This window comes from Mycobacterium sp. IDUB_37, assembly GCF_055419245.1.
The window spans coordinates 258,591-271,932 of sequence record NZ_JBVAXG010000003.1; the positions used below are offsets into that span (position 1 = coordinate 258,591).

Sequence of the window (13,342 nt, forward strand, 5' to 3'; positions counted from 1 at the left end):
GGGTCGCGCTCATCGGCTACAGCGCGATCGCAAGCGCGGCGAAGCCGGGCGCCGCGGGTCGCGCTCATCGGCTACAGCGCGATCGCAAGCGCGGCGAAGCCGGGCGCCGCGGGTCGCGCTCATCGGCTACAGCGCGATGTCGCGCGGCGCCCCCCGCAGGCCGGCCCAGAAGAGGTTGATCAACATCTCGGCGGCCGCGTCGACACCGATGTCGCCGGTGCTCAGGCGGCTGGCCACTGCCTCACCCGCGCCCACCAAAGCCACCGCCATAATCTCGATTTCGCGGTCTGTCATCGGATTGCGGGTGCCGGCCCGCACCAGTCCCGCCACCAGTTCGATGATCTGCTCGCGTCCCTCACGGACCATGTGGGCGAACGCCTGCGAACTCGTGGCCTGGGTGTACATCACGATCCACGACGCGCGGTTGGTGTCGATGTAATGGAGGAACGCCACAATGGTGTTGCGCAGCAGATCTTTTGGGCTCTGGCTGAAATCGATATCGCCGCGCACCACGTCGATGAAGCGGCCCATCTCGCGATTCAGGCAGGCACCGAACAGGTCTTCCTTCGATCCGTAGTACAGGTAAAGCATCGGCTTGGAGATCTGCGCTTCGGCGGCGATCGCGTCCATTGAAGTCTCGTGATAGCCGTTGACCGAGAACATCTGCACTGCGGCGTCGAGCATCTGCTGCTCACGGACAGCACGGGGTAACCGCTTGGTCCCACCTGCCATCCTTCTGCGCCCCCCAGCCTGTCTATCTAGCCTGTCTATCTGACTTTAAAGTAAGCAATCGGCTAGTGCCCACAATTGGCCTTGACGCCCTTCATTGCCGCCACCCGCACCAGCGCGTCGTCGACCTGCTGCGGCGGCAATTCCCCGGCATTGACCGCCTGCTCCAACCGGTCCAGGACCGCCGGAACTTCCTTGGTGGTGATCCACAGCGCGATGTCGGTGCCCGCCTGTAAGGTCTTCAGCACTGCCTCGGTCACCCCGAACCGGTCGGAGATCGCGGCCATGCTGGACAGGTCGTCGCTGAACACCGCCCCGTTGAAGGGCGGACCGCCGTAGCCGGTGCCGTCGCGCAGGAACTTGATTGCGGGCGCGCTCAGACTGGCCGGCTCGCTGCCGGTCAAGCCGGGCACCTGCATGTGGCCCACCATCACAGCTACCGGTATCGAGGTCAGCAACGTCTTATAGGGCAGTAGATCGTTGGCGATCAGTTCGGACAGCGGCGGCGTGGTGACACCGCCGGTGTGCGAATCGCCGGAAGCATGCCCATGACCCGGGAAGTGCTTGAGCACTGGCAGTAGGCCGGCATCCCGTAGGCCCTGCGCGTATGCGCCGGCGTACTCGGTCACCTTGGCGGGATCCGAGCCGAACGAGCGATCGCCGATCACGGTGTCGTCGGGTTGGTCGGTGACATCGACGACCGGGGCGAAGTCGACGGTGATACCCAGGTCCTTAATCTTGCGGCCACGCTCGGCCACCAGATCGTGGACCTGCGCCGGGGTCATGGTCGCGGCCATCTCCTTGGCCGTCGGCCCCCTGCCTCCCAACAACGTCCGCAACCGAGAGACCCGGCCGCCCTCTTCGTCGACGCCCACTGCCAGGGGCAGCGGAGTGGCGGCCGCCGCGATCTCCGCGAGCGGACCGGGGAGCATGGTCAGGTCGGTGTCGCTGTCGATGATGATGCCGCCCACATGCGAATCGGTGATCACGGCCTTGGCGTCGGCGGCATCCTTCACACCGACCATCAGCAACTGGGCCAGCTTGTCGCGGAGATTCGGGATCTTTGCGGGGACGTCGGCCGGATCAGCGCAGACCCGAGGCGCCGGCGCGGCGGCGGGAGTCGCCTTGCTGGTCGACGAATTCGGCGGGGACGAGGTGGCCGATCCCTTCGGCGAGCTGCCGTGACCGCAGGCCACCACCAGCGCCGATGCTGCCAGTCCTGCTGCTAGACGTACGGCCAGGGTGCGGGGGAGAGCCATCCGGCCATGCTGTCATGGCGCGTGCCCGGTCGGTGATGTCAGGGCCGACGTTGGGCGCACGAAATTGTTTACCCTGCCGCAAATAGGCGGATGCTGCTAGTTTTTGCCCAACGCCCTATTGACTGGCAGGGAGGAGCCAGCAGTGCCCGGGTTCACGCTCGCTGCAATCGCAAGCATCGCGGCGGGATTGTCGATCGGTGCGGCGGCGACCGTCGGGATCACCCTTGCCGCTGCAGACCAGTACGCGCCGGTGCAGGTGGTCCCTGCGCAGGCTCCAATCGGGCTGAACTCGGTGGAGTACGGCGGGCGCCTACCAAATTTGCCGTGCAACAGCGTTCAGTCTTGTCGGGGCCTGCTGCCCCCGTGGCTGCATTAGACCTCGCGGGTCAGGCACCATCGCTCTGCTAGGTTGAGGGCCATGAATCGGATCGTCGCGCCCGCCGCCGCCAGCGTTGTAGTTGGCCTGTTGCTCGGTGCAGCCGCGATCTTCGGTATCACCCTGATGGTCCAGCAGGACACCAAGCCGCCGCTGCCCGGCGGCGATCCGGGGTCGTCGGTGCTCAACCGGGTCGAGTACGGCAACCGTAGCTAGCCAGACAGCGCAGGCCCCGAGCGCGGGATCTGCGGACACGACATTGGATTCACTGGTGGCGCCGCTTTCTCGCCGATGGCTGCTGCTGGTCGGCGCGGTCGCGCTGATCCTGACTTTCACCCAGTCCCCCGGGCAGATTTCGCCCGACACCAAGCTCGACCTCACCGCCAACCCACTGCGATTTCTGTCTCGCGCGACCGACCTGTGGAACAGCGAACTGCCGTTCGGCCAGTCGCAGAACCAGGCTTACGGCTACCTGTTTCCGCACGGCGCGTTCTTCCTGATCGGACATCAACTCGGCGTCGCCGGCTGGGTCACCCAGCGCCTCTGGTGGGCGCTGCTGCTAACGGTCGGTTTCTGGGGGGTGCTGCGGGTCGCTGAAGCGCTGGGCATCGGCAGTCCGACGTCCCGGGTGGTGGGGGCGGTCGCCTTCGCGTTGTCGCCGCGGGTACTGACCACGCTCGGATCGATCTCGTCGGAAACCCTGCCGATGATGCTGGCCCCCTGGGTGCTGCTGCCGACGATTCTGGCGCTGCGCGGCAAGCCGCTGCCGGGCATGCCGGATAGACCAGTCCGGGTGTTGGCCGCCCAGGCCGGGTCGGCGGTGGCCCTGATGGGCGCGGTCAACGCGATCGCGACGATGGCTGGTTGCCTACCCGCCGCGATCTGGTTGGTCTGTCACCGGCCGAATCGGCGGTGGCTGCGTTACACGGGTTGGTTGCTGTTGGCCCTCATCCTGGCGGTGCTCTGGTGGGTGGTGGCGCTGAGTCAGTTGCGCGACGTCAGTCCACCGTTCCTGGACTTCATCGAATCCTCCGGCGTGACGACACAGTGGTCCTCGCTGGTGGAACTGTTGCGCGGCACCGACAGCTGGACACCTTTCGTGGCGCCGACCGCCACGGCCGGCGCACCACTGGTCACCGGGACGGTAGCTATCCTGGGCACTTGTCTGGTCGCGGCGGCCGGACTGGCCGGCCTGGCCAGTGTGGCGATGCCGGCGCGCGGCCGACTGGTGACGATGTTGCTGGTCGGCGTGGTGCTGCTGGCCATCGGTTACAGCGGCGGACTGGGCTCACCGATTGCCCAGCAGGTGCAGGCGTTTCTGGACGCGGCGGGCACTCCACTGCGCAACGTGCACAAGTTGGACCCGGTCGTCCGTATCCCGCTGGTGCTCGGCCTGGCCCAGCTACTGGGCCGTATCCCGTTGCCGGGTAGTGCGCCGAAGCCGCTGTGGCGTAACGCTTTAGCCCACCCGGAACGGGACCGCCGGGTCGCCGTCGGGGTCGTCGCCCTGATCGCCCTGATGGTGAGCACCTCGCTCGCCTGGACGGGACGGCTCACCCCGGCGGGAGCGTTCAACGCAATACCCGACTACTGGCATCAAGCCGCGGATTGGCTGGACACGCACAACACGGGCACCCCAACACCCGGGCGCGTTCTGGTGGTACCCGGCGCGCCCTTCGCCACTCAGCTGTGGGGCACCAGTCACGACGAGCCACTTCAGGTCCTGGGCAGCAGCCCGTGGGGGGTGCGCGACTCCATCCCGCTGACTCCGCCGCAGACCATCCGGGCCATTGATTCGGTGCAACGCCTGGTCGCGTCCGGTCAGCCGTCCGCCGGCCTGTCAGACACCCTTGCCCAACAAGGCATTTCGTTCGTCGTGGTGCGCAACGATCTTGATCCGGAGTCTTCTCGGTCGGCGCGACCCATCCTGGTCCACCGCGCCATCGCGGGCTCGCCGGGGCTGGCCAAGGTCGCCGAATTCGGCGCACCGGTAGGCCCGGGCACGCTGGATGGTTTCGTCAACGACAGCGGTCTGCGACCGCGCTATCCCGCTTTGGAGATTTACCGAGTGGGTTCGGGCGCCAACCCGGGCGCACCGTACTTCGCCGAAACCGACCAACTGCCCCGCGTCGACGGCGGCCCTGAGGTGTTGTTGCGTCTCGACGAGCGACGACGGCTGCTGGGCCAGCCCGCACTGGGGCCGGTGCTGATGACCGGGGATGCCCGGGCCGCGAGCTTGCCGACACCGGTAGTTACTGTTACCGACACTCCGCTGGCCCGCGAGACCGACTACGGTCGCGTCGACCAGCATTCATCGGCGATCCGGGCGCCCGGAGATGCCCGGCACACCTTCAATCGGGTGCTCGACTACCCGTACCCAGGCGCGCAAACGGTGTACGGGGGCTGGACCGGCGGCCGGATCACCACTTCGAGTTCGTCGGCGGATGCCACCGCACTGCCCGATGTCGCCCCGGCGACCTCGGCGGCGGCAGCAGTCGACGGCGACCCGGCGACCGCGTGGGTGTCGAACTCGCTCCAAGCAGCCGTCGGGCAGTGGCTGCGGGTGGATTTCGACAATCCGGTGACCAACGCCGTCCTCACCCTGACGCCCAGCGCGTCGGCCGTCGGCGCCCAGATCCGCCGCATTCTGGTCGAGACCGCCAACGGCAGCACCACGCTACGGTTCGACGAGGCCGGCAAACCACTCAGCGTCGCGCTCCCGTACGGCGAAACGCCATGGGTGAAGATCACTGCCGCCGCCACCGACGACGGCTCGCCCGGTGTGCAGTTCGGCATCACCGACTTGACCATCACCCAATACGACGCGTCCGGATTTGCGCACCCGCTTCAGCTCAGGCACACCGTGCTGGTGCCCAGACCGCCACAAGGCGCGGCGATCACACGCTGGGACCTGGGAGCCGAACTGCTTGGTCGGCCGGGGTGCGCGCAAGGGCCCAACAACGTGCGCTGCGCCGCCTCGATGGCGTTGGCGCCCGAAGAGCCGGTCAACCTCAGCCGCACCCTTACCGTGCCGAGTCCGACATCGGTGATCCCGACGGTGTGGGTCCGTCCGAGGCAGGGCCCCAAGCTGGCCGACCTGATCGCCGAGCCGGATACCACCCGGGCACACGGCGACTCGGACTCGGTCGAGATCCTCGGCTCGGCGTACGCGGCCACCGACGGCGATCCGGCCACCGCATGGACGGCGCCGCAGCGGGTCGTGCAGTTCAAGAACCCGCCCACGATCACCCTCACACTCCCCCGGGCAACCGAGGTCACCGGGCTGCGTCTGCTGCCCAGCCGCTCAGCCCTGCCCGCCCATCCGACAATGGTGGCGGTCGACCTCGGCGACGGGCCGCAGGTGCAGGCCATGAGCACGAAATCCGATGCTCAGACGCTGCCGTTGCACCCGCGGGTTACCGACACGATCACCATCAGCCTGCTGAATTGGCAGGACATCATCGACCGCAATGCGCTGGGTTTCGATCAGCTCAAGCCACCCGGGTTGGCCGAGATTGTCGCGCTGGGCGCCGACGGCAATCCAATCGCGGCGGCCGACGCCGCCCGCGACCGCACCCGTGAGATCACCCTGGATTGCGACAACGGCCCGATCATTGCGGTGGCAGGCCGGTTTGTGCACACCTCTATCCGCAGCACCGTCGGCGCGCTGTTGGACGGCGGGCCCGTCGCGGCGGTGCCGTGTCAAAGCGGACCGATCGAGCTTCCGGCAGGCCAGCAGGAGTTGTTGATCAGCCCCGGTGCGGCCTTCGTCGTCGATGGAGCTGAGCTGTCCACGGTCGCCCAGTCACCCAGTGCCACAACCACTTCGGCCGCAACCGGAGCGTGGGGGCCGGCCCGGCGCGAAGTGCGGGCACCTGCCTCGGCCGCCTCGCGGGTTCTGGTGATACCGGAGAGCATCAACCCCGGTTGGGTGGCACGCACCGGCAAGGGAGTGCGACTGACGCCGGTGACAGTGAACGGGTGGCAGCAGGGCTGGTTGGTGCCCGCCGGGGATGCCGACACCATCACGCTGACCTTTGCCTCCAACACGGTTTATCGGGCCGGTCTCGCCGTTGGACTGGCCTTGCTGCCGCTGCTGGCATTGCTGGCGTTCTGGCGACGCCGAGGCGTCGACCAGGGCCCTCCGACTGTTGCGTGGAACACCGGCCCCTGGGCGGCGGTGGCGGTGCTGGGCGCGGGTGCATTGATCGCCGGCGCGGTGGGAGCCATCGTCGTCGGGGCAGCATTGGGTGTGCGGTACGCGCTGCGCAAGCGGGAATCGTTGCGCGACGGGCTTACAGTCGCGGCGAGCGCGGGCGGCCTGATCATGGCGGGAGCATTGCTTTCGCGGCAACCTTGGCGCTCGGTCGACGGGTACGCCGGGCACGCAGCGAGCGTCCAACTGCTGGCGCTGATTTCGGTCGCCGCTGTGGCGACGTCTGTCGTAGCGCTGACCGCGCCACGCCGGGAAACCAACGGAGAGTAGTTGGCACCCGTTACTTCCTGCGGTTGACTGGATATCCAGGTTGACGTGAACACCGCCGACCGAGGAGTTGTGGGCCGATAGATGGTTACCTCATGGTTCTCGGCACCCGAATTCTGGCTGGGCCGACTCGTCCTCGAGCGTGGCGTGGCGCTGATCTATCTGATCGCGTTCGTCGCGGCCGCGCGACAGTTCCGGCCGCTCATCGGAGAACGCGGAATGCTGCCGGTGCCGGCGTATCTGGCGAAACGGTCATTCTGGCGGGCGCCCAGTATTTTTCAATTCGGCTACTCCGACCGATCGTTTGCCTTCGTGTGCTGGCTGGGGGCCGCCCTGTCGGCAGCCGTGGCGTGCGGCGCGGCCGGGCTGGTGCCGTTGTGGGCCGGCATGCTGATGTGGTTGACGCTGTGGGGGCTTTATCTGTCGATCGTCAACGTGGGCCAGGCCTGGTACGGATTCGGTTGGGAATCCTTGCTGTTGGAGGCAGGGTTCCTGATGGTCTTTTTGGGCAACGACCGGGTCGACCCGCCGCTGCTGACGCTGTTGCTGATGCGCTGGCTGCTGTTCCGGGTCGAGTTCGGCGCCGGACTGATCAAATTGCGCGGGGACCGGTGCTGGCGTGATTTGACCTGCCTCTACTACCACCACGAAACCCAGCCGATGCCGGGGCCATTGAGCTGGTTCTTCCATCACCTGCCCAAGCCTCTGCATCGGATTGAGGTGGCGGGCAACCATTTTGCGCAACTGGTCGTGCCGTTCGGGCTGTTCGCGCCGCAACCGGTGGCGAGCATCGCGGCGGCGATCATCATCGTCACGCAACTATGGCTGGTGCTGTCGGGGAACTTTGCCTGGCTCAACTGGCTGACGATCTTGTTGGCGTTCAGCGCCATCGATCAGTCGTCGGTGGCGATGTTGCTGCCTGGACTCACTCATCCTGTGGTGCCGGGACCGCCGCTGTGGTTCGCCGGCCTCGTGATCGCCTTCGCGGCCATCATGCTGGTGCTGAGCTATTGGCCGGCACGCAACATGCTTTCGGCGCGGCAGCGAATGAACATGTCTTTCAATACCTTTCATTTGTGCAACACCTACGGAGCCTTCGGCAGCATCTGCCGCACCCGCGGGGAGGTGGTGATCGAGGGAACCGACGAGGTGTCGCTCACCGAGCAGACGGTGTGGCAGGAGTACGAGTTCAAGGGCAAACCCACCGGTTTACGACGATTGCCGCGCCAATTCGCGCCCTACCACCTGCGATTGGACTGGCTGATGTGGTTCGCCGCCATCTCCCCCAGCTATGCACAGCCCTGGATGACAGCGTTCCTGCATCGCTTGCTGGACAACGACACCGACACGTTGAGATTGTTGCGGCACAGCCCCTTCCCGGATGCCCCGCCTCAGTATGTGCGCGCCCAGCTCTACCAGTACCGGTTCACCACAGTTGCCGAGTGGCGCCGCGACCGCAACTGGTGGCATCGCACTCTGATCGGGAGTTACGTCGCCCCGATTCAGCGAGTGTGACGCTGCAGTCACATTCGGGGTCGAGCGTGCCTATGCCGTCACATTGGAGCGCCGTGGCGGCATCAGAGCGTTTCGTCCAGCTCGCCGAGCCGGTCGGTCAGCCGCAGATTCTCCGAATAGTCCACGGGACAGGCGATCAGCGAAACCCCGTCGCCCTCCAGTGCGGTACGTAGTGTCGGCAGCAACTCTTCAGCACTATTGATTCGATATCCCTTGGCGCCAAAGCTCTCTGCGTACTTCACCACATCCGGGTTGCCGAACGACACATAGTGGTGTTCGCCGAGTTCCAGGTCCATCTTCCATTCGATGAGACCGTATCCGCCGTCCTCCCAGATCAGCACCACCAGCGGTATCCTCTCCCGCACCGCCGTCTCGATCTCCTGGGAGTTCATCAGGAATGCGCCGTCGCCAACCACGGCCAGTACCTTGACATCCGGCAGTGCCAGCTTGACACCGAGCGCACCGGGCAAGGCAAAACCCATGGTGGACAGCCCGTTTGAGATCAAGCAGGTATTGCGTTCATAGGTCGGATATAGCCGCGCCATCCACATCTTGGTCGCGCCGGTGTCCACCAAAACCACGTCGTCGCGGTCCAATGCCGCCCTGGTGTCGGCGACGATCCGCTGCGGAGCCAGCGGAAAGCGTGAATCCTGTTGTCCCCGCTCGAACTCCTCAGACAAAAGCCCGGATCCAGGAACGTCGGCGTCGTCGAACCGGTGATCGGGCAGCGCGTCGGTGAGCTCGTTCAGCGAGTCGCTGATGTCGCCGATGATGCCGACTTCGACCGAGTAGTGCGCGTCGACCTCGGCCGGGAACCGATGGATATGGATGATCTTCTTGTCGGCGTTCGGGTTGATCCGGACCGGGTCGAACTCCTGCAGTTCGTAGCCCACCGCAATGACGACGTCGGCGTTGTCGAAGCCGAAGTTGACGTAGTCATGCGTCATGAAGCCCAGCGTTCCGATGCCGTTCGGGTGGTCGTCGGGCATGACGCCCTTGCCGTGGAAACTGCTGGCCACCTTGATACCCAACGCTTCGGAGAAGCGCACCAGGGCCTCGGTCGCGTCGCTGCGTGCCGCCCCGTGTCCGGCCAACACCACCGGAAGGCGCGCTTTGCGCAGGATGTCAACCGCACGAGCAATCTGGCGGGCTGCCGGCGCGTCGGCGCGAACAACGTTGCGCGGCAACGGAGTCAGCTCGTAGTCGTCGTCGTCCTCGTCGATATGTTCCGGGACGGCCAGATAGACGGCTGCCGGGCGTTCGGTCTCGGCCGTTTTGAAGGCCTTGCGGACCATCTCCGGGATGGCATGCGGAGTCGGTATCGCCGCCGACCATCGCGTTATGGGAGCGAACATCGACACCAGGTCGACCGACTGATGCGACTCCTTGTACTCGCGGTCCTGCCCGACCTGTGCCGAGATCGCGACCACCGGGGTGCTGTTGGTGGTGGCGTCGGCAACCCCGAGCTGCATGTTGATCGCGCCCGGGCCCAGCGTCGCGGACACCACCCCGGCGCGCCCGGTCACCCGGCCATACATCTCGGCCATGAACGCCGCGCCCTGCTCGTGCCTAGTAAGCACATAGCGGATATCGGAAGCCGCCAACGCCTGAATGAACCGGATGTTCTCTTCACCGGGTATACCGAAAACGACGGCTACCCCCTCGTTTTCCAAACACTTGACGATCAACTGAGCTGCGGTGCTCATCCGCCACCTCCCTCTTGGAACGATAGTGGCAGGCTAGGTGTTACCCGTTTTGCAACCACTACAGACGAACGCAGACGAAGGAGGCCCATCGTGGCCATCGCCACCATCAATCCGGCCACCGGCGAGACAGTCAAAACCTTCACCGCCGCCACCGATAGCGAGGTCGACGCAGCGATCGCGCGCGCCCATGAACGGTTCCTCGACTACCGCCACTCGACCACCTTCGCCCAGCGCGCCGAGTGGGCGCACGCCACGGCTGAACTGCTGGAGAAGGAAGCCGACGAAACAGCGGCCATGATGACCCTCGAAATGGGCAAGACGCTGGCTTCGGCCAAGGCGGAAGCGATCAAATGCGCCAAAGGTTTTCGCTACTACGCCGAGAACGCCGAGAAGCTGCTCGCCGACGAGCCGGCCGAAGCGTCCAAGGTCGGCGCGAAGAAGGCCTACGTCCGGTACCAGCCGCTGGGAGTGGTGCTGGCCGTCATGCCGTGGAACTTCCCGCTCTGGCAGGCCGTCCGATTCGCTGCCCCCGCGCTGATGGCGGGCAATGTCGGTCTGCTCAAGCATGCGTCGAACGTGCCGCAGTCGGCCCTCTACCTTGCCGACGTGATTGCCCGGGGCGGCTTCCCGGACGGCTGCTTCCAGACCCTGCTCGTCCCGTCCGGAGCCGTCGAACGCATCCTGCGCGACCCGCGGGTGGCTGCGGCCACGCTCACCGGCAGCGAACCGGCCGGCCAGTCGGTGGGCGCCATCGCTGGTGACGAGATCAAGCCCACCGTGCTGGAACTCGGCGGCAGCGACCCGTTCATCGTGATGCCGTCGGCGAATGTGGATGAGGCAGCGAAGACCGCGGTCAAGGCCCGGACCCAGAACAACGGGCAATCCTGCATCGCCGCGAAGCGATTCATCGTGCACACCGACATCTACGACGCGTTCGTCGACAAATTCGTGGAGCACATGCAGGCGCTGAAGGTCGGTGACCCGACCGACCCGGACACCGACGTGGGTCCGCTGGCCACCGAGAGCGGCCGCGACGAGATCGCCGGGCAGGTGGACGCCGCCGTCGCGGCGGGCGCCACGGTCCGCCTCGGCGGCAAGACGCCCGACCGGCCGGGTTGGTTCTATCCGCCGACGGTGATCACCGACATCACCAAGGACATGTCGCTCTATACCGAAGAGGTGTTCGGCCCCGTCGCTTCGATGTACCGCGCGGCGGACATCGACGAGGCCATCGAAATCGCCAACGCCACCACCTTCGGGCTCGGCTCTAACGCCTGGACGAACGACGAGGCCGAGCAGGAGCAGTTCATCGATGGCATCGAGGCCGGGCAGGTGTTCATCAACGGGATGACGGTGTCGTTCCCCGAACTCGGGTTCGGGGGCATCAAGCGGTCGGGCTACGGTCGCGAACTCGCGGGTCTGGGGATCCGGGAGTTCTGCAACGCGAAGACGGTCTGGGTCGGCTAGCGCTGGCGAGCAGACGCAAACTCGCACGAATCGAGCCGATTTTGTGCGAGTTTGCGACTGCTCGGCGTCACACGGACGCGAAGACCTTGTCGTCCTCGACGGCGAAGGTGTCCTCGAGCTGCAATGGCGAATAGTCGACGTCGATCTCGCTCAGCGGCCGGCCCCGCGCACTGGAAATTGTGCCGAACCGGCGCATGCCCTTGTCGGCGGAGTACTGCAGCATCTCGTCCTTCGACAGTTCGAAAGGCGGATTTTCGCCGTACAGGGTGAAGCCGTCCTCGGTGAGCTGCAACGCCAGCGGAATGAGCTCGTTCATCCGGTTTTCGAACACCGTCCAGTTGGCATCGTCGGCAGCGACGTGCCGCCGGCAGGTGAAGGTGCCCCACGCCATGTGCCGACGCTCGTCGTCACCGATGCGCCGCACCAGTTCCTGCATCCCCGGCAAGATGCCGCGCTTGACGCAGATCTTCTGCCAGGCGTAATAACCGGTGAGGGCGAGCATTCCCTCGACGATGTGGTTGTAGGTGACCGACGCCCGAATCTGAGCGGCCGGTGACGGGTCGATGGCCAGCTTGTCGAGCGAGTTCGGCAACTCCTCGTAGAAGATCGTCCGATACGAGGGCAGATCGTCGAGGTATTTGTGCAGATCGTCGGTCACCCCGACGGCGTCGAGCCACATCCGGAACACCTGGGTGTGCTTGGCTTCCTCGAAAGCGAACTGCGTCAAGTACATTTCGTCGCCCAGTCGTCCCTCGGCCCGCATGGCGCTCATGAACGGCTGGATGTCCTGCGTGACCGACTCCTCTCCGGCGATGAACTGCGCGCACAGCCGGATGGCATAGTCGCGCTCATCGTCGGAGAGCTCCGCGAAGTCGGTCTGGTCGCGGGAGAAGTCGATATCGGCGGGATTCCAGAACTTCGCGTTGCCGCCGGCGAACAACTTCAGCGGCATGCTGGCCCAGTTCAGGCCACCGGCACTGATCGAGCCGAATTGTGTGCGCGTCATGGGATCTCCTTTGATCGGACCAGGGCTGGGCTGACGGCAGGTCTGGGGGCGGAGAACGCAGCTGACAGGACGGCGACGAGCCTGCGCACGGCCAGTGCCGGCTGCTCCGGGGTGGGCTCGTCGAGGCCGAGGATCGGATCCAAGCCGCGCATATAGGGCGCCAGCGCCAGGTGCGGAAAAATCATCAGCAGCAACGACAACAGCACGTCGGTGTCGGAATCCTGCCGTAGGTCACCGCGGCGGTGCGCGTCGTTGACCAGCGGGCGGAGCACCTCCAGGTAATGCCGGTGCACAACGGTCCGCACGCTGATACGGGCGTCGGTGTCAACCTCCAAAGTCGCCGCGGCATGCAGCGAGCGTTCTCGTGGATGCTCCGCGTAATAGGCGACCCAAGCGTCAAGCAGGTCGGTGAGGAAATCGAAGAACGGCCGGCTCGGGTCGATTTCGCGAACGACGTCCTCGACAAAGGTGCGCACCCGCAGGCTGGCGACATCGGCGATGTAGGCGTACAGGTCGCGCTTGTCCGCGAAGTACTGGAACAGGCTGCCCTTGGCGACCCCGGCGCGCCGGGCGATGACGTTGAGGCTGCCGTTGGAGAAGCCGTGCGCGCCAAATTCGGCCTCTGCGGCTTCGATGACAGCGGCGCGGCGAGCCGGGTCGACACGGGCCCAAGTAACCGTCGGCATAAGACTCCTTGCGACGAATATGACCACTGGTCATATTACTGTGAGGTAGTTCACAGTCAAGGTTAATGCCGGGTCCGCGCGCCCGCGCGGGACCAAAGGTTGCCGCTACGGACGC

Annotated in this window: 10 protein-coding genes; 5 read left to right on the plus strand and 5 right to left on the minus strand. The window is 65.7% G+C overall.

Annotation, left to right across the window (positions count from 1 at the left end; translation table 11 throughout):
* Positions 1-126: 126 nt before the first annotated feature.
* Both ACZY1I_RS11995 and ACZY1I_RS12000 read right to left on the minus strand, forming a co-directional pair.
* Complete coding sequence (locus ACZY1I_RS11995) at positions 127-732, minus strand: TetR/AcrR family transcriptional regulator (protein WP_463754619.1); 606 nt, start codon at positions 730-732, stop codon at positions 127-129.
* A 62-nt stretch (positions 733-794) separates the two neighbouring features.
* A complete protein-coding gene (locus ACZY1I_RS12000; protein ID WP_463754620.1) occupies positions 795-1,988 on the minus strand; it encodes a glycoside hydrolase family 3 N-terminal domain-containing protein in 1,194 nt (397 codons plus the stop codon).
* Positions 1,989-2,130: 142 nt separating this feature from the next.
* Between ACZY1I_RS12000 and ACZY1I_RS12005 the strand changes: the two genes are divergently transcribed.
* The 4 genes from ACZY1I_RS12005 to ACZY1I_RS12020 all read left to right on the plus strand — a co-directional run bounded on the left by ACZY1I_RS12005 (position 2,131) and on the right by ACZY1I_RS12020 (position 8,362).
* Positions 2,131-2,364, plus strand: coding sequence for a DUF2613 domain-containing protein (locus ACZY1I_RS12005; protein ID WP_463754621.1), 234 nt, complete (start codon positions 2,131-2,133; stop codon positions 2,362-2,364).
* A 42-nt stretch (positions 2,365-2,406) separates the two neighbouring features.
* Entirely contained in the window at positions 2,407-2,580 is a 174-nt protein-coding gene (locus ACZY1I_RS12010) for a DUF2613 domain-containing protein (RefSeq protein ID WP_463754622.1), read from the plus strand.
* A gap of 55 nt (positions 2,581-2,635) precedes the next feature.
* The gene (locus tag ACZY1I_RS12015; protein WP_463754623.1) at positions 2,636-6,850 is read left to right on the plus strand and encodes an alpha-(1->3)-arabinofuranosyltransferase; all 4,215 of its coding nucleotides are present in this window, start codon (positions 2,636-2,638) and stop codon (positions 6,848-6,850) included.
* A gap of 81 nt (positions 6,851-6,931) precedes the next feature.
* Positions 6,932-8,362: a lipase maturation factor family protein gene (locus ACZY1I_RS12020; protein WP_463754624.1), complete on the plus strand. Its 1,431-nt coding sequence runs from the start codon at positions 6,932-6,934 to the stop codon at positions 8,360-8,362.
* A 62-nt stretch (positions 8,363-8,424) separates the two neighbouring features.
* Here ACZY1I_RS12020 and ACZY1I_RS12025 read toward each other — a convergent pair whose 3' ends face one another.
* Entirely contained in the window at positions 8,425-10,068 is a 1,644-nt protein-coding gene (locus ACZY1I_RS12025; RefSeq protein ID WP_463754625.1) for an acetolactate synthase large subunit, read from the minus strand.
* A gap of 90 nt (positions 10,069-10,158) precedes the next feature.
* On the opposite strand from ACZY1I_RS12025, the gene ACZY1I_RS12030 reads away from it, so the two are divergent.
* Positions 10,159-11,535, plus strand: a complete 1,377-nt coding sequence (locus ACZY1I_RS12030; RefSeq protein ID WP_463754626.1) for an NADP-dependent succinic semialdehyde dehydrogenase — start codon at positions 10,159-10,161, stop codon at positions 11,533-11,535.
* 67 nt (positions 11,536-11,602) lie between these two features.
* On the opposite strand, the gene ACZY1I_RS12035 is transcribed toward ACZY1I_RS12030, so the two are convergent.
* Together ACZY1I_RS12035 and ACZY1I_RS12040 are read right to left on the minus strand one after the other, a co-directional pair.
* Positions 11,603-12,541 carry a R2-like ligand-binding oxidase gene (locus ACZY1I_RS12035; RefSeq protein WP_463754627.1) on the minus strand — a complete coding sequence of 313 codons (939 nt, stop codon included), beginning with the start codon at positions 12,539-12,541 and terminating at the stop codon, positions 11,603-11,605.
* A complete protein-coding gene (locus ACZY1I_RS12040; RefSeq protein WP_463754628.1) occupies positions 12,538-13,227 on the minus strand; it encodes a TetR/AcrR family transcriptional regulator in 690 nt (229 codons plus the stop codon). Before ACZY1I_RS12040 ends, ACZY1I_RS12035 begins: the two co-directional genes overlap by 4 nt.
* Positions 13,228-13,342: the final 115 nt, after the last annotated feature.